General features: G+C 49.7%; 19 protein-coding genes and 1 other RNA gene. 19 read left to right on the forward strand and 1 reads right to left on the reverse strand.

Annotated elements, in window-relative coordinates; all coding sequences use genetic code 11:
- The first annotated feature begins 98 nt into the window (after positions 1–98).
- The 5 genes from EFB02_RS05450 to EFB02_RS05470 all read left to right on the forward strand — a co-directional run bounded on the left by EFB02_RS05450 (position 99) and on the right by EFB02_RS05470 (position 6,509).
- The gene (locus EFB02_RS05450; RefSeq protein ID WP_234992744.1) at positions 99–1,352 is read left to right on the forward strand and encodes an MFS transporter; all 1,254 of its coding nucleotides are present in this window, start codon (positions 99–101) and stop codon (positions 1,350–1,352) included.
- 108 nt (positions 1,353–1,460) lie between these two features.
- Entirely contained in the window at positions 1,461–2,489 is a 1,029-nt protein-coding gene (locus EFB02_RS05455; RefSeq protein WP_122820511.1) for a LacI family DNA-binding transcriptional regulator, read from the forward strand.
- 18 nt (positions 2,490–2,507) lie between these two features.
- Positions 2,508–3,581 (forward strand): nucleoside hydrolase, encoded by a 1,074-nt coding sequence (locus tag EFB02_RS05460; RefSeq protein ID WP_122820512.1) that lies wholly within the window; start codon positions 2,508–2,510, stop codon positions 3,579–3,581.
- A gap of 47 nt (positions 3,582–3,628) precedes the next feature.
- Entirely contained in the window at positions 3,629–4,333 is a 705-nt protein-coding gene (locus EFB02_RS05465) for an MgtC/SapB family protein (RefSeq protein WP_122820513.1), read from the forward strand.
- 358 nt (positions 4,334–4,691) lie between these two features.
- Positions 4,692–6,509 carry an AMP-dependent synthetase/ligase gene (locus EFB02_RS05470; protein WP_122820514.1) on the forward strand — a complete coding sequence of 606 codons (1,818 nt, stop codon included), beginning with the start codon at positions 4,692–4,694 and terminating at the stop codon, positions 6,507–6,509.
- Here the strand turns inward: EFB02_RS05470 and rnpB are convergent.
- Positions 6,510–6,860: RNase P RNA component class A (gene rnpB / locus EFB02_RS05475), an RNA gene on the reverse strand.
- Positions 6,861–6,971: 111 nt separating this feature from the next.
- Here rnpB and EFB02_RS05480 point away from each other — a divergent pair.
- From EFB02_RS05480 to efp, 14 genes are all read left to right on the forward strand, one after another.
- Positions 6,972–7,595: an L-threonylcarbamoyladenylate synthase gene (locus EFB02_RS05480; protein WP_122820673.1), complete on the forward strand. Its 624-nt coding sequence runs from the start codon at positions 6,972–6,974 to the stop codon at positions 7,593–7,595.
- Entirely contained in the window at positions 7,595–8,947 is a 1,353-nt protein-coding gene (locus EFB02_RS05485) for a replication-associated recombination protein A (protein WP_122820515.1), read from the forward strand. Before EFB02_RS05480 ends, EFB02_RS05485 begins: the two co-directional genes overlap by 1 nt.
- 113 nt (positions 8,948–9,060) lie before the next feature.
- Positions 9,061–9,684: a 30S ribosomal protein S4 gene (gene rpsD, locus EFB02_RS05490; protein WP_122820516.1), complete on the forward strand. Its 624-nt coding sequence runs from the start codon at positions 9,061–9,063 to the stop codon at positions 9,682–9,684.
- Positions 9,685–9,812: 128 nt separating this feature from the next.
- Entirely contained in the window at positions 9,813–10,163 is a 351-nt protein-coding gene (locus EFB02_RS05495; protein WP_122820517.1) for a DUF948 domain-containing protein, read from the forward strand.
- A 2-nt stretch (positions 10,164–10,165) separates the two neighbouring features.
- Positions 10,166–10,342, forward strand: a complete 177-nt coding sequence (locus tag EFB02_RS08715; RefSeq protein WP_160115376.1) for a hypothetical protein — start codon at positions 10,166–10,168, stop codon at positions 10,340–10,342.
- Between the two features lie 50 nt (positions 10,343–10,392).
- Positions 10,393–13,074: an alanine--tRNA ligase gene (alaS, locus tag EFB02_RS05500; RefSeq protein WP_122820518.1), complete on the forward strand. Its 2,682-nt coding sequence runs from the start codon at positions 10,393–10,395 to the stop codon at positions 13,072–13,074.
- On the forward strand, positions 13,074–13,550 hold the full coding sequence (gene ruvX / locus EFB02_RS05505) for a Holliday junction resolvase RuvX (protein ID WP_122820519.1): 477 nt from the start codon (positions 13,074–13,076) through the stop codon (positions 13,548–13,550). Before alaS ends, ruvX begins: the two co-directional genes overlap by 1 nt.
- Positions 13,550–14,812, forward strand: a complete 1,263-nt coding sequence (gene mltG / locus EFB02_RS05510; RefSeq protein WP_122820520.1) for an endolytic transglycosylase MltG — start codon at positions 13,550–13,552, stop codon at positions 14,810–14,812. The genes ruvX and mltG overlap by 1 nt, the downstream gene beginning before the upstream one ends.
- Positions 14,800–15,633: a shikimate dehydrogenase gene (locus EFB02_RS05515; protein ID WP_122820521.1), complete on the forward strand. Its 834-nt coding sequence runs from the start codon at positions 14,800–14,802 to the stop codon at positions 15,631–15,633. Before mltG ends, EFB02_RS05515 begins: the two co-directional genes overlap by 13 nt.
- An 11-nt stretch (positions 15,634–15,644) precedes the next feature.
- Positions 15,645–16,289 (forward strand): prepilin peptidase, encoded by a 645-nt coding sequence (locus tag EFB02_RS05520; RefSeq protein ID WP_327395337.1) that lies wholly within the window; start codon positions 15,645–15,647, stop codon positions 16,287–16,289.
- Between the two features lie 84 nt (positions 16,290–16,373).
- The gene (gene aroC, locus EFB02_RS05525) at positions 16,374–17,585 is read left to right on the forward strand and encodes a chorismate synthase (RefSeq protein WP_122820674.1); all 1,212 of its coding nucleotides are present in this window, start codon (positions 16,374–16,376) and stop codon (positions 17,583–17,585) included.
- Complete coding sequence (aroB, locus tag EFB02_RS05530) at positions 17,582–19,291, forward strand: 3-dehydroquinate synthase (protein ID WP_122820523.1); 1,710 nt, start codon at positions 17,582–17,584, stop codon at positions 19,289–19,291. The genes aroC and aroB overlap by 4 nt, the downstream gene beginning before the upstream one ends.
- Complete coding sequence (locus EFB02_RS05535; protein WP_160115377.1) at positions 19,284–19,805, forward strand: shikimate kinase; 522 nt, start codon at positions 19,284–19,286, stop codon at positions 19,803–19,805. The genes aroB and EFB02_RS05535 overlap by 8 nt, the downstream gene beginning before the upstream one ends.
- 90 nt (positions 19,806–19,895) lie before the next feature.
- Positions 19,896–20,459, forward strand: coding sequence for an elongation factor P (efp, locus tag EFB02_RS05540; protein WP_122820675.1), 564 nt, complete (start codon positions 19,896–19,898; stop codon positions 20,457–20,459).
- Positions 20,460–20,462 lie beyond the last annotated feature (3 nt).

Below are 20,462 nucleotides of genomic sequence, written 5' to 3' on the forward strand. Positions count from 1 at the left end.
GCCACAAGACAGAGCAAGTTACGGACGAACATTTCGCAACTAGCCACGGAAAAAAATCTTTTTGGTCCGCAGTCGTATCCATTTGGCTCGGTACCACTATGGAGTACGTTGATTTTGCGCTATATGGTTTAGCCGCAGGCCTAGTATTTAGCGATGTGTTCTTTCCTGAGCAAACAAAAATAATTGCTCTACTCTCTTCATTTATTACCTATTCTGTTGGATTTTTGGCAAGACCTGTTGGAGCGTTTGTATTAGGCCGCTTAGGAGATCGTCTCGGGCGGAGAAAAATACTAATTTTTACTGTTGCTCTGATGGGAATAGCGACCTCTGGGATTGGCCTGATTCCCTCCTACGCTGCTATTGGTATTTGGGCACCGATTACTTTGGCTGTTTTGCGGATATGCCAGGGATTCGGTGCAGGAGCAGAATTGTCTGGAGGTGCAGTAATGCTTGCGGAATATGCTCCTACTCGGCATCGAGGATTGGTGTCTTCTTTGATCGGGGTAGGATCCAATAGCGGCACCTTACTTGCGTCAATAGTATGGCTTTTGGTGTTACTGCTTCCGCATGACCAGGTTATCGCTTGGGGATGGCGTATCCCATTTCTTTGTTCTATCTTGGTAGCCTGTTTGGCTTTATTACTTCGTCGTACAATGGACGAAAGTCCGGTCTTCCGCTCTTATCAGGATAAAAAAGCTCAGGAACTATCCGAATTGGAATCTGCAGATGCTGCTTCCACGGTGTCAGGGTTTGGATGGAAAGCCTTTTTCGTGATGCTTGGGTTGCGTATCGGTGAAAACGGACCTTCATATATGGCTCAGGGATTTTTAGTTGGATACACAGTTAACGCCCTGGGTATGAATAAAGGAGTTCCGACTACTGCTGTATTGATAGCATCGATGCTCGGGTTCGCGGTTATTCCATTTTCGGGCTGGCTATCAGATAAGTTTGGCCGCCGAATCACATACAGAGTCTTTTGTGCTTTGCTGGTGCTATATGGAGTTCCTGCATTTGCCTTGATGGAGAGCCGAAATGCCGTATTAGTTGGTGCGGTAATCGTTGTTGGAATGTGTATCGGCTCATTGGGGATCTTTGGCGTGCAGGCAGCCTATGGTGTGGAACTCTTTGGAGTAGGGCACCGTTACTCAACTATGGCAATTGCAAAAGAACTTGGTTCTATTCTTTCAGGCGGGACTGCACCTATGGTAGCGTCAGCGCTTTTGGCGGCTACTGGTTCGTGGATTCCCCTAGCCATATATTTCATTGTTACTGCCGGAATTGGTTTTATAACCACGTTCTTTGCTCCTGAAACCCGCGGGCGTGACTTAACTTTGCTTGAAGACGCTATCTAGGTGACAGTATAGTGATCTGCGTTAAAGGGTAAAATGAAGACATTTCTAGCTGCACCCCGTATTGTTTTTAGTTGAAGGATTATTTTCCCGGATGAAAAGCTTATTGTCATGTCGTCAAGGTTAGCTACGCAATCTGATGTCGCGAGAGTGGCTGGTACCTCAACAGCAGTCGTCAGCTATGTGGTTAACGGAGGTCCGCGACCAGTGGCGTCCAAAACCAGGGAACGCGTCCTAGCCGCGATAGAAAAGACAGGCTACCGCCCGAATAATGCTGCGAGAACATTACTAACCGGGAAGAGTTCGACGCTGGGAATGGTTATCCCGGATCTTACAAATCCATTTTTATCGCATATGGTTCAATGCATCGAAGACAAGTTTTTCGAGCTTGGGTACTCTCTTTTAATTGCTGACTCACATGACGATTTAGCTCGTGAAAAACGCATTATTGAGACGATGATAAGTCAACAAGTAGCGGGTCTCATCTGGTACTCAGTAGATCAGCCTTCTCCTGTTGAATTAGTCAAAGACATGCGCCAACCTGTAGCTTTCATGAATGCTTGCTACCCCGTTAAGATGCTTGATGCTGCTGGGAAACGGATAAGTGTGCTAGAAGATGAGTGTGGAGCTGCAGCAGAACTGACTAGTGAGTTGATTGAACGCGGGTGCACCACCATAGGGCACCTTGGCGGACCTAAAGGTCGCATTAACTCCGCGGAACGTTCACGGGGGTGGTTGCAGGCCTTAGGAGATGATGGTAGCCGAAATCCGGATAGTCATCCACTGCATTTGACTGCGCCTTACACTCATGAAGGTGGTTGGGATGCGGCAGAAGAATTTTTGCGATTAGGATGCGACGGAATAGTCGCCTCTAATGAGATGCAGGCAGTCGGCTTAATGGCGCATATAGCCGCTCTGGGACATCGTATCCCTGAGGACGTAAGCATTGTTGCTATGCACGGCACTCCGCATGCTGCCTTCTACGTACCATCGTTATCCGCAATGCATATTGATATAGAAGGCTTGGTGAATAAACTGAGTATTTCTCTTTTGAAAAAAGACACTCCTGACACGATTGTTCCATCTTTGTATTTTGTGGAACGGGCTAGTTGCTTCAGTCGAGATATTTCTAAATGTTAACGAAAGTAGTGAATCTGGATGCCCCTAATTATTGATTGTGATCCCGGAAATGGGATTCCTGGTGCAAATGTAGATGATGCTCTAGCCCTTTGCCTGGCTTGGTCAGCCTCGCAACTTGAGGTTAGCTCAGTTTGGACCGTTTTTGGAAATGTTACCGCTGCAGAAGCCGTTAACTCAGCTCAGTTCCTCGCAGATACCTTCCGTGTTAATACGCCGATACTTAAAGGTTGTGATCGTCCTCTTGATACTTATAGGGCGCCATCGAAGTGGCGAGAAAAGTTAGACGCTCCGAGATTTGATTCGGAGATTCTTAAGCTGTGGGGAAAATCTGATTGCTTTAAGAGCGGGACAATCTCAGCACAAGAAGATACATCGGTTTCCGAGGATGAAAAATGCGAACCTCCAGAGCAAACTGCTCTTAGACTAGCAAAGGATATATTACGAAATGATTCAGAAAGCTCTATAACTATTGCAGCCTTAGGACCCTTAACCAATATTGCTGCTCTAATTCGTTTCCAGCCAGATGCGGCAAAGCGGATTAAGGAAATTTTTCTTATGGGCGGTTGTCTGGGGTATGGAGATTTAGTGGATACTAATTTCGCTATTGATCCGTTAGCGGCCTCAATAGTTTTACGATCTGGAATCAAAGTGACGATTGTACCTATTGATGTTACGCGCACTACTCATATGTCACTAGAATATTGGTTAAACACCCTGGAGTGGGCATGTAAATATTCACAAAACGTAGATCGCGCTATGACAATAGACTCCTGGCTGAGACCGTGGATTAAATACAGTGATAGAACTCGTCCTGTAGATGGAATGTGGGTACACGATATGGTGGTTATTGCTCACTTGCTGTGCCCTGATATTACTCAGGTAACATCAGGATTTTTTAAACTTTCTCCTCACCCCAAAGGTAAATTAATACAAATTCCTAATGATGGCCCTGCTATCAATCAAAATTTCGGTTCAAGTAAGCAACTGAAAAAGAAGCTTTCGAAGGCACAAGTCATAACATCAGTAGATAATGATCGGCTCCTTTCGTTGTGGAAACGGGCAGTATTTAGCTGCGATATCCCACCGGTTTAAAAACCGACGCTATTTGTCCACGACGTAATTTTACGAGGCTTTTTACCATGTATATTTTTAATGCTTCATCGCCACGAAACCAGGTGCTATTACTCCTCGTTGCACTGCTATTTTCTTCATTAATCGGGGTCGAAAGGCAGTCTCGTGGTAAGAGTGCAGGTATTCGTACCCAGGTGATAGTGGGGGTAACTGCATGTTCGATGATGATCGTATCAAAGTATGGATTTATGGATGTGCTCGCAGCAGGAACTATTCGGCTTGACCCCTCACGTGTAGCAGCACAGATTGTCTCTGGTATTGGTTTTCTGGGTGCTGGGATTATTCTTACCCGTCACGGAACAATTAGTGGTCTGACAACTGCTGCAACCATTTGGGAAACAGCTGCAATAGGAATGGCTTGTGGTGCAGGTATGTGGTGGTTAGGAGCAGCTGGCCTGTTCTGTCACTTTACTGCAGTCTGGATTTTGGCGCCTTTAGCAAATTACTTGCACGGATTACTAACTGGACAGGAAGAACTGCTTAGAGTTACTTATTCACAAGGGTTTGGAGTTTTACGGTCGGTAGTTTCAGAAGCAACTGAATTAGGTTGGAGCGTTAATAAGTTACATTCCTATTCTGGTATTGACAGCGATAATAAGGTTGCAATCGATATAACAGTAAATTCAAATAAACACCGGAGCATCAATGATCTAATCGTAGCAATATCTGAAATTAAAAAAGTTGTCAGTGTCCAAGATCTAGGTGATACATAAGAGTTAATTATCAGTTCTGTCTACGAAGGGACAAAAGAATTCGAAAATCGCCACAGGTTATCCAGGACAAGAAGATTCGCATGCCGGAGCAAATTGTTAAAGCCATGTGTGTTACAGGCATAAATCCATATGGGGACCAGGTGAGCGGCTTTATTGAAAGAGATATTGCTCGATATTTTTCCTGAAGTAGATAGCCGGATCAAGATTCCGATATGAATCAGACCAATCTTTTAACACGACTAAAGGAGGATAGTAACTCTCCCACGCAATGCAACGCAAGGGAATTAACGGCTTATATCTTTTCCGCTGTGCTAACCTACGGAAAAGAGAAAATCTATTTTGAATTGGAGATTCGCCAATGGGAGCACCCCTTATCGATCTAATGCAATTCACTTCGGTGTCCGCAGCAGTGCTGGATCGCGCTCGCAGGCGTCCACGGCAAATAGCAGTAGAACGTCCCTCTGTACTGGGGGCAGCCTGGGAAAAGATTTCCGCCTCGTCATTGGGAGCTGATATTCGCGCCGCTGGATTAGGGTGGATAGGTCTGGGACTTAAACCGGGAGACGCGGTGTCTATCCTCGGATCCACCAGTTACGAGTGGATGATCATGGATCTAGGGGCGCAAGCAGCCGGTTTGGTCACTGTCCCGATTTATGAAACGGACTCTTATGAACAGGTAAAGTGGATTACGCACAAAGCTCAGGTAAAAGCAGTAATCACCGATTCTACGGCGCAGGCGAATATGGTGCGCCAATTGGATAAGGAACCTGAACTTGCCGGACAAATTGCGGTAGTGTTCTCCCTAGATGATTCAGGATTAACTCGGCTTTTAGAACACGGACGTACTATTCCTGCTGCGGAATTGGATACGCGTCTTGAACAGATAAAAATTGATGATCTTTGCACCATCGTTTTTACTTCCGGAACCACGGGTCGTCCCAAGGGAGTAGAAATTACCCATGGGAACCTCCTTCGCCCCATGAACGCAGTAATTAAACGGGGTATCTGGAACGATTGGATTTTTGAACCTAGCGCGCGGGTGATTTACTTCTTGCCGGTAGCTCACGTATTGGCTCGTTTCCTGGGATATCAACACCTGGTAGGTAACGGTACCGCTGCTTTCTTGCCTAACGCCAAAAATATTGTTAAAGATATTCAGACTTTCAAGCCCAATGCTTTACTAGTGGTGCCGCGGGTACTGGAAAAAATCTATAACGCTGCTGATGCCACCGCAGGCTCAGGGATAAAACTGCGAATCTTCCGTTTGGCTGCCCATGCCGCGGAACAGTGGGCGATCGCGCATGAGTCTGGGAAGGAAATTCCTTTTGGGCTAAAAATAAAAATAGCGTTAGCTAGGCGTCTGGTACTTAACAAGATTCAGAAGCTTATGGGGGGAAACCTACAGGGAATCGTATCTGGGGGAGCGCCGATGGCTGAAAGGTTGGGGCGGTTCTTCATCGGATGCGGAATTGAAGTTTTACAAGGCTACGGTGCCACGGAAACCACAGGGCCGCTGACGATGTCAGAGCGAATTGGGAATAAAACCGGATACGTGGGACAACCGCTGCTATGCAACGAAGTGCGCCTGGGTGAGGGGGGCGAACTGCAAGCACGTGGTGGCTCGATTATGCGGGGCTACCATGGGGAACCCGAGCTTACTCGAGAGGCGTTCACCGAGGATGGCTGGTTCAAAACCGGGGATATTGCGCAAATCGACTCCGACGGAAACGTTAAAATTACTGGGCGTGCCAAAGAAATTATTGTCACTGCCGGTGGGAAAAACGTGGCTCCTGAGTTCCTAGAGGAACGTTTGAAAGGCCACCCGCTAATCTCACAGGTGATGGTAGTGGGGGATAATAAACCCTTTGTGGCTGCCCTGGTCACCCTCGATAAGGAAATGCTGCCTACCTGGTTGAAGAATCACGGGATGGAACAAATGGATATTACCCGTGCAGCCAGGGATCCGCGGGTGTTGGAGGCGTTGCAGCGGGCTGTCAAACGTACTAACCGCGCCGTATCGCGGGCAGAATCTATCCGCAAAATTAAGGTGATTACTACTGATTGGACCACCGAAAACGGGATGTTGACTCCCTCGCTGAAGATAAAACGGAATCGAATTCGTGCTGTTTACGGAGAGCAAATCGAGGATTTATTTTCCAAGCGGGAAGAAAGATAACAGATCAGTCGGCCTATAAGCCGGGTTCTGTACTGGCTAAGCCAGCGGCGACCATCTATCTACAACGTGCGTTACCGCACGCCTTAAGCAACCTACCCGCAAGTTAAAGGCGGACCACCCAGCTTGCTGCTTGGTCTTGCTCCGGATGGGGTTTACCTAGCTGGCCAAGTCACCTTGACCACTGGTGGTCTCTTACACCACCTTTTCACCCTTACCAACGCGAGTGCGTGGCGGTTTGTTTTCTGCGGCACTAGCCCGCGGGTCACCCCGGGTGGCTGTTAGCCATCATCCTGTCCTGTGGAGCCCGGACTTTCCTCGACTATTATTAGCCGCGGCCGCCCGGCCGACTGATCCTGGTTAATAATACCCAAATCCTCCCTGTGTCGAAAACAAAGCATGAGTTTACAAAATCGCAAAGACAAGGGAGAAACTGATTCTTTTAGGGTTGCTAGACTGGGAGACATGGTTGCCTATATTGATATTCACCCAGTTAATCCGCAAGCACGGCTAATTACGAAAGCCGCTGATATTATTCGTGATGGGGGCGTAATTGCCTATCCTACTGATTCGGGATATGCCCTGGGATGTAAACTTGGGAATAAGGCGGGATTAGAACGGATTCAAACTATCCGGAAACTGCCCAAAACTCACAATTTCACCCTGATCTGCCATGATTTCAAGCAGCTGGGGAAGCTGGTGATCGTCGATAATTCGGCGTTTAAGCTGATAAATCGGCTCACTCCCGGCCCCTTTACCTTCATTATGAAGGGGGATAAGGCGGTGCCACGAATTATGCTTAATCCCAAGAAAAAGACAGTAGGGGCACGGATTCCTAATCACGTAACCACCCTGGCGCTGGTGGAAGAATTGGGGGAGCCTCTAATGTCTTCGACGCTAATTTTGCCGGATAAAGAAATTCCAGAGGCTAATGGTTGGGAAATTCGCGATGAAATTGGTTACCTGCTAGATGCGGTTATTGAAGGCCCGGTAGAAGAAGCTCGCCCCACTACGGTGATTGATCTTACTGGAGATGTTCCCGAGGTAGTACGCCAAGGGGCTGGCGACCTTGCGGATGTATTGCGGTAGTGGATCTTTTTCAACAAGTTTCGCTTAGCGAACAAGGAACCCCCACATTTTCGGATTCGGCACCGCTGGCAGTTCGTATGCGGCCACGTAGCATAGACGAGGTGGTGGGACAAAGCCATTTGCTGAAACCTGGCTCGCCTTTGCGTAGGCTGCTAGAGCCCCAAGGCAGTGCGGGGGCGGTAAATTCCATTATTTTTTGGGGGCCGCCTGGTACCGGCAAAACCACACTCGCCTATTTAGTGGCCACTACTTCTAGGAGAAATTTTATTGAGGTAAGTGCGGTTTCAGCTGGAGTAAAAGAGGTGCGGGCAGTTATCAAAAGTGCACGCGAAGAGCTGCGCACAACCGGTAAACAAACCGTGCTATTTGTGGACGAGGTACATAGATTCTCGAAGTCCCAACAAGACGCCCTGCTGCCAGCCGTAGAAAACTCTTGGGTAATCCTGGTGGCAGCTACCACCGAGAATCCTTCCTTTTCAATAGTTTCGCCTTTACTTTCGCGATCTTTGCTGTTGACTTTAAATCCGTTAAACAGCAAGGATGTGAAGCAACTGCTGCGTCGTGCCCTAAGTGATGAACGGGGGCTAAAAGATAAGGTGACGGTGGACGAAGAAGTGCTTACCCACCTGGCTGATTTGGCGGGTGCAGATGCCCGTAAAGCGCTGACCTTACTTGAGGCGGCTTCCGAAGGCGTGCTATCGGCGGGGCGCAGCGCCCTCACTACTGAAGATATTGCCCGTGCCGCTGATACCGCAGTAGTGAAATATGACCGTGACGACCACTATGACGTGATTAGTGCTTTTATTAAATCCATGCGCGGCTCCGATGTAGATGCCACTTTGCATTATTTGGCGCGCATGATCGAAGGGGGAGAAGATCCCCGTTTTATTGCCCGCCGAATAATGATTTGTGCCAGCGAGGACGTGGGAATGGCGGATCCAGCTGCTTTACAAATGGCGGTGTCCGCCGCACAGGCAGTCCAGATGGTTGGAATGCCCGAGGGGCGGATTATCTTGGCTCAGGCCGCGGTGGCAGTAGCTATCGCTCCAAAATCTAATGCCTCTTATTTGGGAATCGAAGCCGCGATTAAAGATGTGCGTGCGGGGAAAAGTGACGCGGTACCCGCCTCTCTGCGTGATTCTCATTACTCTGGAGCTGAAAAAATGGGAGTGTCGGGATACAAATATGCGCACGACTATCCGCACCATATTGTGAAACAAACCTATCTGCCTGCATCTTTAGCTGGAGTTCACTATTACCATCCCACTGATAATGGCTATGAACAGTTAGTGTCGAAACGGCTGCGCACCATTCGCGCTATCTTGTCCGATAGCAAAGGTAACCAAAAATAGGTTACTCTAAAACCTGTTGTCGTTAGGCAACCCTGGGGTCTTAGCCCGCGTGGTGACCCCACCGGCGTCGCTGGTGAAATGAAAAATAAAGAACACATACAGGAGAAAATTTAATGGGAAATAAGCGTTCACGTAAACAGGTTCGTCTATCACGTGCTTTGGGAATTGCACTAACTCCCAAGGCTCAGCGTTACTTTGATCGGCGCCCTTACGGCCCAGGCGAACATGGACGGGCTCGTCGTCGTAGCGAATCTGACTATGCCATCCGTTTGAAGGAAAAGCAGCGTCTGCGCGCTCAATACAATATTCGCGAGGCTCAGATGCATCGCCTATTCGAAGAGGCACGGCGAATCAAAGGCATGACCGGTGACAACCTGATCGTGCTGTTGGAGTCGCGTCTAGACGCGCTGGTGTTGCGCTCGGGGTTTGCTCGCTCGATGCCGCAGGCTCGGCAGACGGTAGTTCACCGCCACGTTCTGGTAGATGGCAAACCGGTCGATCGTCCTTCCTATCGGGTAAAGCCGGGTCAGGTTATTCAGATTTGCCCCAAGTCCCAAACTAAAGATCCCTTTATTGTGGCAGCCGCTGGTTCTCACCGGGATGTGCTGCCGGATGTTCCCGCATATTTAGATGTGAATCTGGAACAGCTGCAGGCAACTTACGTGCGCCTGCCCGAACGCGATGAGATTCCGGTTGTCTGCGACCTGCAGATGGTCGTGGAGCACTACTCACGTTAAGCTTAGAAACTCTTTAGCTGATGCCTCCCGGTTTATCGGGAGGCATCAGCCATATTTACCTCAGTTCGGGGCTGCGCGCTCGGTAGGGTAAATTTAGCGATATAGCATTTCTTAGGGAAGGAAGAACTATGAGCGTCGGTGAGATAGCTTCACTAATCGCGGCGGTAGCTTTTTTGTTACTTGTACTGTTCCTGGCAATACCGCTTTGGAAACTAGGCAGAGTTTTCGACCAGTTACAAGGTTCCATCAAAGAGGTGGCCGCTGACGCCGGAGATACCGTGAAAGAAGTTTCGCAAACGGTACGGGATGCCAACGCTCAGCTGGTGCGGGTAGACGCGGTAACCACTTCGGCTGCGCAAGTTGCTCAAGACGTATCTGCGGTTTCCACCCTGGTCTCTTCCACCTTTGCCGGTCCGCTGATTAAGTTGTCGGCTTTTTCCTATGCGGCTCGTAAAATGTTCAACCGGAAAGGTCAGTAAACATGAAGAAGCTGGTAAAACTGGGGATTGCCGTAGGCGTGGTAGGCGCGATTGCCTGGTCGATTCCGCCGGTGCGCGAGCGGATTCATACCGCTTGTCAGGGTTTTCAAGAAGACTTTGAAAATCGGGAGACAGAGCTGCGTGCGGCTTTAATGCCCGAAACCACCCCCTTAAGTTAATCGCTTTTCCACTAGGAGGTAGCTCCTCCTCATACAGATTTAGAGGCATCATGCAAACTTCCGAAATTCGTTCCCGTTGGCTTAACTATTTTGCTGGGCAAGGACACCACCTGGCGCCCTCGGTTCCTTTGGTATCTCCCGATAAGTCAATTCTGTTTACTATCGCGGGAATGGTGCCCTTCATTCCCTATATTGTGGGCACCGAACCGGCGCCTTGGCCGCGGGCGGCCAGTGTGCAAAAGTGTATTCGCACTAACGATATTGATGAAGTGGGTAAAACTACCCGGCACGGTACTTTCTTCCAGATGTGCGGAAACTTCAGCTTCGGTGACTATTTCAAACAGGGTGCCTCTAAGATGGCCTGGGATTTACTTACCGGTTCTATTGAAGAAGGTAAATACGGCTTGGATGGGGATAAGCTGTGGGTAACGATTTGGGAACAGGATACTGAGGCCGAGGATGTATGGCTAAACCAAATCGGTCTCGATCCGCTACACCTACAAAAACTACCGCGAGAAGAAATCTTTTGGGACACCGGGCAGCCGGGACCGGCTGGACCTTGCGCGGAAATCCATTATGATCGCGGCAGCGCCTATGGGCCGGAGGGTGGCCCAGAAATAGATACCGGTGGAGATCGCTACCTCGAACTGTGGAATCTGGTATTTGACCAGTATCTGCGGGGGGAAGGACGCGGAAAAGATTATCCTTTGCTCGGCGAGTTGGACAAGAAATGCATAGATACTGGGCTGGGACTAGAAAGACTCGCGTTCTTGCTGCAAGGCAAGGACAATATGTATGAGATTGACCAGGTGTTCCCGGTGATAGAGAAAGCCCAGGAATTATCGGGGAAACAGTACACCCAAGGTAAAACCTCGAAAGACCCTGATGATATTCGCATGCGGGTAGTCGCTGATCACGTACGCAGCGCTTTAATGCTGATTGGGGATGGGGTACGACCCGGTAATGATGGACGTGGATACGTATTGCGCCGCCTGATTCGCCGGGTAGTGCGGGCTATGCGTCTGCTGGGAGTAACTAATCCGGTGTTTCCTGATTTGCTGCCGGTATCAAAACAAGTGATGGCAGCTTCCTATCCGGAACTCGAACAGGATTGGAAAACTATTTCCACAGTTGCGTACGAGGAAGAAGACGCTTTTAGACGCACACTCGAGTCGGGAACTTTGATTTTTGACCAGGCCGTAGCGCAGGTGAAGAAGCGCCAGGAAACCCAACTTTCTGGTAAAGATGCGTTTACTTTGCATGATACCTATGGGTTCCCGATTGATCTCACGATTGAGATGGCCGAGGAACACGGTATCCAGGTTGATCGAGAAAAGTTTACCCAGTTGATGCAGGAGCAAAAGAACCGTGCCCGCGAAGATGCCCGTGCTAAAAAGACTGGGCATGTCGATGCCCGTATCTATCATGAGCTAGAGGCGGAACTTGGTCATGAAGTCGAATTCGTGGGCTATACCGAAGATAGCTGTAATGCCAAGGTTATTGGACTGCTAGCTGATGGCCAGGCGGTACCCACTGCTTTCGCAGGCAGCAAGGTTGAGGTTGTCTTAGATGCCACCCCGTTTTATGCGGAAATGGGGGGACAGCTAGCTGACCACGGCGTAATTCGTTCCTTCCAAGGCGCGAAGTTTAAAGTCGAGGACGTTCAAAGCCCGGTTGCCGGTTTGCGGGTACATCGGGGAATCTTGGAACAGGGGCAACTAACAGTAGGCGATGAGGTAGTAGCAGCTATTGATACCGTCCGCCGGAAAGCGATCGCTCGTGCCCATACTGCCACCCATATGTTGCATAAGGCTTTGCAAGAAAACCTGGGGGCGCAGGCTACTCAGGCAGGTTCAGAGAATAATGAAAATCGGCTTCGCTTCGACTTTCACCACACTCGCGCCTTGAGCGGAGAGCAAATGTCGGCGATTGCAGATCGTATCAACGATCGTTTACGGGATAACTTGGAAGTAAATACCGAAGTTATGCCGATTGAAGAGGCCAAGAAATCTGGTGCTACCGCTCTGTTCGGAGAAAAATATGGCTCTATGGTGCGAGTTGTCGATATTGGTGACGGCTGGGATCGGGAGTTTTGCGGCGGAACGCATATGCCGACAACCGGATACCTGGGACAAGTAGTGCTGATGGGAGAAAATTCCATTGGTTCCGGGGTACGCCGGATTGAAGCTTTAGTTGCTGATGAAGCTAATGAATTCCAGGCTAAGGAACACGCTCTGATTTCTCAGGTAGCTTCCATTATGGGAACTAAGCCTGAAGAGATTCCGACACGGATTGATGATGCTTTGACGCGTTTGAAACAGGCACAAAAGCAGCTGGCGAAATTGCAGGAACAGTCACTACTGTCACGAATTGGGGAAATCGCAGCTTCGGCGAAAGAAATTCATGGAGCTCGTGTGGTTACCTTTAATGCAGGAGAAGTTTCTGCAGAATCCCTGCGTACTCTGGCGCAATCATTAAGGCAGCGGCTAGAAGATACTACCGCCGTAGTTAGCGTGGGCGGGGTTTCTAAGAATCGCCCACAGGTAATCGTAGCTACCACTCAGCAGGCTCGGGATAAGGGAATTAAAGCTGGAGAACTGGTTAAAATCGCTGCTAAAATTATGGGGGGAGGCGGAGGCGGTCGTCCCGATTTGGCACAAGGTGGGGGCAAAGATGCGGGTAAACTTGCCGCCGCCCTGGAAACTATCGCTGAAGAGATAGCCAAAAAATAATGCGTCCCGGGGTACGGATTAGTATCGACTTAGGTACCCGTCGGATTGGAGTAGCTCGCTCCGATGCGGCGGGAACTTTAGCCTTTCCGGTGGAAACCGTTTATCGCGATGGGGGACAAGAACTGTTCCGTATCGCGGAAATAGTCTCCGAGTATAAAGCAAAGGAGATTATTATTGGCTTGCCACGTTTGCTGAGCGGAAAAGAAGGCAAAAATGCTGCTGACGTGCGGTCTTGGGGAGCCGAGTTGGAACAGCTGTTACCAACTTGTAATATAAGACTTGTAGACGAGCGTCTTACCAGCGTCAGCGCTCATCAACAGTTACGTTCTGCCGGGCTCGGTGGAAGGCAACATAAGAACGTCGTAGACCAACAGGCTGCGGTACTGATACTGGAGCAAGCACTGGAAACCGAAAAACGAACCGGGCAGATTCCCGGGGAGCCACTGGGCAGCGGAACTGAAAGCGAGGAAGCCTGATGAGCCGGGAGCCTAACACCACCCGTCCACCGCGACATTTTCCCTCCCGTCGCGTTGATAAATCAGCGGCTGCCAATCCTATACCAGGCGATGGCCAGTCTAGCCTCGATAACTATTGGCAAGAGGACGACGGCCTGCAAGCTAACTCCTCCGCGGGCGCGTCTTCTTCAGGACGAGCTGCACGGCGTAAAGCTCGCCGGAAGAAGCGTACGATTACAGCGATTGTTATTCTGGTGGTCATTGGGTTAATTACCGGAGCCTCGGTAATTGCAACTCGTGAACTGGGGGGAGTCAGTAGTATTTTCTCTGGTGGAAAAGATTATGAAGGCAAAGGGTCCGGGGAAATAATTATCGAGATTCCCGAGGGAGCTTCAGGGAAAGCGATTGGCTTAATCCTTCAGAAAAAAGGAGTAATCGCAGATGCAGAAGTATTCGCTGATATTTTCAAAAAGAATTCTTTAGCGCAAGGAGTTCAGGCGGGACGTTTTAGGCTACATAAGCGCATGTCTTCTCGTGAGGCTCTGGCGATGCTACTAGATCCTGCCTCAAAGGCAGATATTAAGGTCACTATTCCTCCGGGGTTTACCGTTAAACAAATAAAGGCTCGTTTTCAAGAGACCATCGGCTTTAGCGCGGATCAGGTGGCAGAGGCCTTTGCTGACCCGGCAGATTATGGGATTCCTGGTCAAAGCGAAGAGAGCTTCGAGGGATGGCTAGCCCCTGACACCTATACGGTTGCCACTAATCAGAGTGCTAAAGATCTGGTGAAAACCATGGTAGATACCCAGATTAAACGACTAGACAATGCCGGGGTAGCCGCTGATCAGCGTGCCACGGTGATAATTAAAGCTTCCATTCTGGAAAAAGAAGTCAATGTTGAAAAATATTATCCGCAGGTAGCGCGGGTGATTGAAAATCGCTTACAAGATAATAGCGATACCCACGGGTACCTGCAGATGGATTCCACCGTTGTCTACGGACAGGGGCGCTCAGGCGGGATTCCGAGTTCCGAAGATTTAGAGGAAGACACCCCCTATAACACTTATAAGCATAAAGGGCTGCCTCCTACCGCTATCGGTACGGTAGGAGAAGCCGCCTTGAAAGCGGTCGCGAAACCGGCAGAGGGCAAATGGCTCTACTTCACCACGGTGAATCTGGACACCGGTGAAACCAAGTTCGCTCTCACTTTAGAGGAACAAACCAAGAACGTGGAAGAACTAAAACAGTGGTGCCAGCAGAACCAAGGCAAATGCAAACGCTAAATCCCTGGGCTGCGGTAATCGGATCACCAATTGCCCATTCCCTTTCTCCGGCTCTGCACCTGGCTGCTTACCGGGACTTGGGAATTAAACTTGACTATCGCCGGATAGAGATTTCGAAGGAAAGTGTGAATTCCTTCCTTGGTTCCTGGCCAGAGACTCTGGTGGGATTATCGGTGACTATGCCTCTAAAACAGGTAATTATTCCGCTGCTTTCTCAGGTCGATGGGTTAGCCAAGGCAGTAGGGGCGGTAAATACTGTGGTGCCGTTTCCCGGGGGAGCTACTGCCGGATTCAATACCGATGTATATGGGATGGTGGCGGCAATTAAAGAAATAAAGGGGGGTGACTGGGAACCTCAAAATGCAGTGATTGTCGGGGCAGGAGCTACTGCCTCCTCGGCTCTGGCTGCTCTGGTAGAAGTGGGAGCTAGGCAGATTAACTTGCTGGCGCGGCGAGTCTCGGGAGCTGGTAACGCACTACAGGCAGCTACCCGGCTAGGGATTGATCCTGGCTATGTGCCTTTAGCTGCTTATGAACAGGCGCGGGAAACCCTTCAAAAAGCGGATCTGATTATTTCCACTGTTCCTCGGGAAGTCCTAGATAGCTTTTATAAAACTATTTCCTTTAACACTGGTCAAACTGTTTTAGATATTGTTTACGACCCCTGGCCAACTCTACTGGTAAAAATGATTACTGCGGCGGGAGGTTGTATCATTCCTGGAAAGCTGATGTTGTTACACCAGGCAGTAATGCAGGTACAACTATTTACTTCCCGTACCCCGAACCTGGAAGTAATGCGGGCAGCAATTAGTAACGAATAAAGTCGGTGATTATGCAAATTCTAGTATGTTTAGCAGCGCTGTTATTTGCGGGGGTAGGAAACCTGCTTTACGGTATGCCAAAAGTAGAGAAATATTTTCGCCTATCTGGAAGACAGCGGGCTCTGTGGAATCAGCCCTGGGCAATCGGGGTATTTTCCGCTCTGGCAGTGTGCACAGCCGTGCTCGTTCGTTTCGGATCTATTAACTTATTACTAATGTTTCCACTATTGACGCTGGGTACGGCGCTAATGGTAATAGATGCGGGTACCCAAAGACTTCCTCGTTCAATGACCGCCGCATTTCTGATTCTGGTGATCGTGGCAGTAATTTTAGCAGGTTTTATCACGGGGCAGTGGGTAAAACCGGCATACGCCCTAATCGTAGCTTTAGGCGCCTTCATTTTATTGTTACCAGGAACGTTTGTCCGCCACGGTATCGGGGTAGGTGATTTGCGACTAGCTCCCCTAGTAGTTGGTCTAGCCACTTGTTCTTCCTGGCACTGTCTGCTAGTTATGGGGATTTTGACAGTTCTGGGTGCCGGGTGCTGGGCACTTTACTTGGTAATAGGGGAAAAAGCTAGTGGCAGTACCCGCTTAGCTTTTGGACCGTGGCTCTTAGCCGCTACCTATATCGCACTTCTGGTCGTTCCCCGCTAAATTCCAAAATACAAAACATATAAGGGTTTTCCCTAGAAGTGGAAAGCTAGACCGTAAATGATTTTTCCATGGCACAATAAAGCCATGTTGAAATGGATGAGCGCGGGAGAATCCCATGGACGTGCGCTGGTGGGAATCTTAGAGGGAATGCCTGCCGGAATAGAAATTAGCACCGCCAAAGTAGCACAGTATCTGGCTTCCCGGCGTGCCGGATATGGACGCGGGGCACGCCAAAAATTCGAGCAGGATCGAGCTCATGTGCTCGGCGGCGTAATCAGGGGAAAAACCACCGGAGCCCCGATTGCTCTACTGATCGAGAATAGTGAATGGCCAAAATGGGAGACGGTGATGAGCCCCGATCCGGTACCTCCGCAGGATTTAAAAATTAATGCCGGTAAGGGCGATGAACGGGAGATTGCCCGCAACCAGCCGTTAACCCGTCCTCGCCCCGGACATGCAGATCTGGCGGGAATGCTTGCCTATGACCTAGAAGAAGCGCGCCCGGTGTTAGAACGTGCCAGTGCCCGAGAAACCGCGGTGCGAGTTGGTCTAGGAGCTTTCGCTCAAGAGTTTCTAAAGCAAGCGTGTGGAATTGAACTTATTTCTTATGTCACGCAAATTGGAGAAGTTTCCCTCGCGGCTGGTCACCCAATTCCGGCTTTAAGTACGCAGGAAAAACTGGCTGAAAACCCGGTTAGGTGCCCGGATGAAAAAATTAGCGAGCAAATGATCTCCCAGATCGATGCGGCGAAGAACAATGGAGACACTATTGGGGGCAGTGTTGAAGTAGCTGCCTATGGGGTTCCGATAGGACTAGGTAGCCACGTAGCTGCAGATCGGAGGCTAGATGCGCGTCTGGCTGCCGCGTTGATGTCGATTCCGGCGGTAAAAACCGTGAATATTGGGGATGGTACTCAGCCGTATTTGCCGGGTTCAGCAGCTCATGACGAGATTATTCGAGGAGAAGACGGGGAAATAATTCGTGCCTCTAATCATGCAGGCGGGATTGAAGGTGGCATGTCGAACGGACAAATAATCCGGGTCAGCTGCGGATATAAGCCAATCTCTACCGTGCCTCGTGCCTTGCGCACAATTGATCTGGCTAACGGAGAGGAAAGCTGTGCTAATCATCAACGCTCCGATACCTGTGCGGTGGTGCCGGGAGCAGTAATTGCCCAGGCACAGGTAGCATTGGTGCTCGCCGATGCCCTCTTAGAACACGTAGGTGGGTATTCGCTGGCGCAGGTGCGAGAAAATCTGCAGGGATACCAGAAACGAGTGGGGGCGAGGCTATGAGTGTGCAAAAGCAAATAGTGTTCATTGGTTTGCCAGGCAGTGGGAAAACCTCTGTGGGACGTCTTGTTGCCGGGCGGCTCGGACGTTCTTTTAGCGATGCCGATCAGGAAATTTCTCGCCAGGTTGGGATGAACATACCGGAGATTTTTTCTGCCCATGGCGAGGAATATTTTAGAGATTTAGAAGTGGAAGTGATTACTAAGCTACTTCGGGATGATATCGGAGTGATTGCCCTGGGGGGAGGGGCTCTTACCCGTGAAGAAACGGCCGCTGCTCTCGCGGATAAAGAGGTAGTTTTCCTGGATGTTTCTCCCGTGGTAGCCGGGGCAAGAGTAGGGGAGGAATCTGGGCGCCCCCTCTTGGAAGGAAGTGAGAATCCCCGCAAACGAATTGCGAAATTAGAACAGCAGAGACGTGCAGGTTACCTGGCAGCTGCAACTTTAAGTGTCCCGGCAGATGGTAGCCTCAGTGAGGTGGCTACCGCGGTAATCCGGGGCTTAAAACTGGAAGAAACCCGACCGGTATCTCGCTATGATTTAAAGTCGCTGGGTACTTTGCCGGTGAAAACGTCGGAAAAAATTCGGATGATTCCGGTGACTTCCGGCAGCGGATACCAGATTAGCGTAGGTGAGAGTCTGAGCTCCCAAATCTGCCAGATGTTGCAAGAACGTCCCCGGAAAGTGTTCTTAATCTGCCCAGCGCCTCTGGAAAAAGAGGCTCGCCAATTGGCGCAAGCCTTGACCCAAACTGGACAGGTAATCAAAGTTTTTCCGCACCCCGATGGGGAAGCAGCCAAGAATATTAGGGTAGTAGAAGATGCCTGGCGAATCCTGGGGGAGAACCATTTTTCTCGCGAGGACGCAATAATGTCGTTGGGCGGGGGAGCCACAACGGATATGGGAGGTTTCGTCGCCGCTACCTGGCTGCGAGGAATTGAACTAATTAATGTCCCTACCTCTTTACTTGCGATGGTGGATGCGGCAGTGGGCGGAAAAACTGGGATAAATACTTCCCTGGGAAAAAATCTAGTAGGGTCTTTCTATCCACCGAGCGCGGTTATCTGTGACCTCGCTTATTTACGTACTTTACCCCGGCGGCAACTGTCTACCGGTTTGGCGGAAGTCATAAAATGCGGGTTTATAGCTGACCATCAAATCTTGGAGTTATTGGACAAGGCTAGTGCGCAAAATCTACTCGCCTCGCCTTCGGTATTAGAAGAAGTAATTAGCCGGGCGATTCAAGTTAAAGCGGTAGTCGTAAGCCAAGACCTGCGTGAAAGTGGCCTACGGGAATGTCTTAATTATGGACACACTCTGGCTCATGCTATCGAAAAAGCCTCTGGCTATCAGGTACTGCATGGCGAAGCAGTAGCAATTGGGATGGTATTTGCTGCCCAGGTAGCAGTGGAAATGAAGCTACTAGACTCCGCGAAAATGGAAAATCAGCGGCGCCAAATTGCGGCGCTAGGTTTGCCGACCAGCTGTCCGCAATATTCCTTTGACCAGCTAGTTAAAATTATGGCTTCAGATAAGAAAGTGCGTGGGGGAATAATCCGGATGGTACTTACCACTGGTGACGGGCAGGTGTGTGTTGTTCCCATTAGTGATTACCAGGTACTGCGAAGAGCTTTCCACGCGATAAATCAATGCCGGGGTGCTGGTGTTTCCACTGGAAATCCCAGTAGTGGGATGGATAAAGTTGGCTAGGAAAGTTTTCTTAATTGGGCTACCAGGTAGTGGAAAATCCAGTATTGCCGCTGCCCTAGCTAAAAGATTTGCTTGGAAACTGGTTGATACGGACGTGCTGGTAGCCTCCAAGTTGGGGGTGCCGCTCGCTACTGCGGTGATTAGTGCGGGGGAAAAAAGGTATCGGCAGGTAGAACAGGAAGTAGTGAGATCCCTTCTAAAAGCAATGCCCGCCGAAGACACTATCGTCGCGATGGGTTCCGGGGCGCTAGATAACCCGCAAACCCGGCAAGAACTAAATGAACTTCCCGCCAGAGAAATAATCGAACTGGTGATTGACCTATCGACTATGGCTGATCGTGCCGGACTTAACCGTCCCCGTTCTCTGGGATTGGGAATGCCCAGGGCATGGCTGCGGCAAATGGGGGAAGAACGACGCCAACGCTGGCAAACTTTGAACCCACATGCAGTTACAGTTTCAGATTTGTCATTAGCGGCAGCATGTGAGGAAGTCGCCCATACTTTGGAAGCGTGACAAAAAGCGCAGGCGGGTGGAACTTATTTTCATGCATAGCTTGATTAAAGTAAAGTAGAAGCGATTTATTTTGACTTGGGGGTATTAAAGTTGGCGACAACGAATGATTTGAAAAACGGTCTGGTACTAAAACTTGATAACCAGTTGTGGCAGGTGGTTGAGTTTCAGCATGTTAAACCGGGTAAAGGCCCGGCTTTCGTGCGTACCAAGATTAAGAATGTACTTAGCGGTAAAACTGTCGATCGTACCTTTAATGCCGGAGTGAAAGTGGAAACCGCAACGGTTGATCGTCGTGATATGACCTATCTATATCAAGATGGTACAGATTTTGTGTTCATGGATGATGATACCTACGAGCAGGTCACAATCACTGCGGAAATCGTGGGAGACGCTAAGAACTTCCTGATTGAGAACCAACGCGCGGTAGTTGCTTTCCATGACGGCCAGGTGCTTTTCTTGGAATTGCCTGCTTCGGTAGTCATGCAGATCACTCACACGGAGCCGTGGCTACAGGGTAACCGTTCTTCTGCGGGCACCAAACCGGCTACGGTAGAGACCGGATATGAGGTACAGGTTCCCCTGTTTGTAGAAGAGGGCGAAAAGATTAAGGTCGATACCCGCAGCGGCGATTATATATCTCGGGTTAAGGAATAACCG

The organism is Varibaculum vaginae (genome assembly GCF_900604285.1).
Lineage (GTDB): Bacteria > Actinomycetota > Actinomycetes > Actinomycetales > Actinomycetaceae > Varibaculum > Varibaculum vaginae.

Coding starts and splice junctions, on each gene's coding strand:
- EFB02_RS05450 (WP_234992744.1), top strand. CDS start 99: ATGGAGTACGTTGATTTTGCGCTATATGGTTTAGCCGCAGGCCTAGTA.
- EFB02_RS05455 (WP_122820511.1), top strand. CDS start 1,461: ATGTCGTCAAGGTTAGCTACGCAATCTGATGTCGCGAGAGTGGCTGGT.
- EFB02_RS05460 (WP_122820512.1), top strand. CDS start 2,508: ATGCCCCTAATTATTGATTGTGATCCCGGAAATGGGATTCCTGGTGCA.
- EFB02_RS05465 (WP_122820513.1), top strand. CDS start 3,629: ATGTATATTTTTAATGCTTCATCGCCACGAAACCAGGTGCTATTACTC.
- EFB02_RS05470 (WP_122820514.1), top strand. CDS start 4,692: ATGGGAGCACCCCTTATCGATCTAATGCAATTCACTTCGGTGTCCGCA.
- EFB02_RS05480 (WP_122820673.1), top strand. CDS start 6,972: ATGGTTGCCTATATTGATATTCACCCAGTTAATCCGCAAGCACGGCTA.
- rpsD (WP_122820516.1), top strand. CDS start 9,061: ATGGGAAATAAGCGTTCACGTAAACAGGTTCGTCTATCACGTGCTTTG.
- EFB02_RS05495 (WP_122820517.1), top strand. CDS start 9,813: ATGAGCGTCGGTGAGATAGCTTCACTAATCGCGGCGGTAGCTTTTTTG.
- EFB02_RS08715 (WP_160115376.1), top strand. CDS start 10,166: ATGAAGAAGCTGGTAAAACTGGGGATTGCCGTAGGCGTGGTAGGCGCG.
- alaS (WP_122820518.1), top strand. CDS start 10,393: ATGCAAACTTCCGAAATTCGTTCCCGTTGGCTTAACTATTTTGCTGGG.
- ruvX (WP_122820519.1), top strand. CDS start 13,074: ATGCGTCCCGGGGTACGGATTAGTATCGACTTAGGTACCCGTCGGATT.
- mltG (WP_122820520.1), top strand. CDS start 13,550: ATGAGCCGGGAGCCTAACACCACCCGTCCACCGCGACATTTTCCCTCC.
- EFB02_RS05515 (WP_122820521.1), top strand. CDS start 14,800: ATGCAAACGCTAAATCCCTGGGCTGCGGTAATCGGATCACCAATTGCC.
- EFB02_RS05520 (WP_327395337.1), top strand. CDS start 15,645: ATGCAAATTCTAGTATGTTTAGCAGCGCTGTTATTTGCGGGGGTAGGA.
- aroC (WP_122820674.1), top strand. CDS start 16,374: ATGTTGAAATGGATGAGCGCGGGAGAATCCCATGGACGTGCGCTGGTG.
- aroB (WP_122820523.1), top strand. CDS start 17,582: ATGAGTGTGCAAAAGCAAATAGTGTTCATTGGTTTGCCAGGCAGTGGG.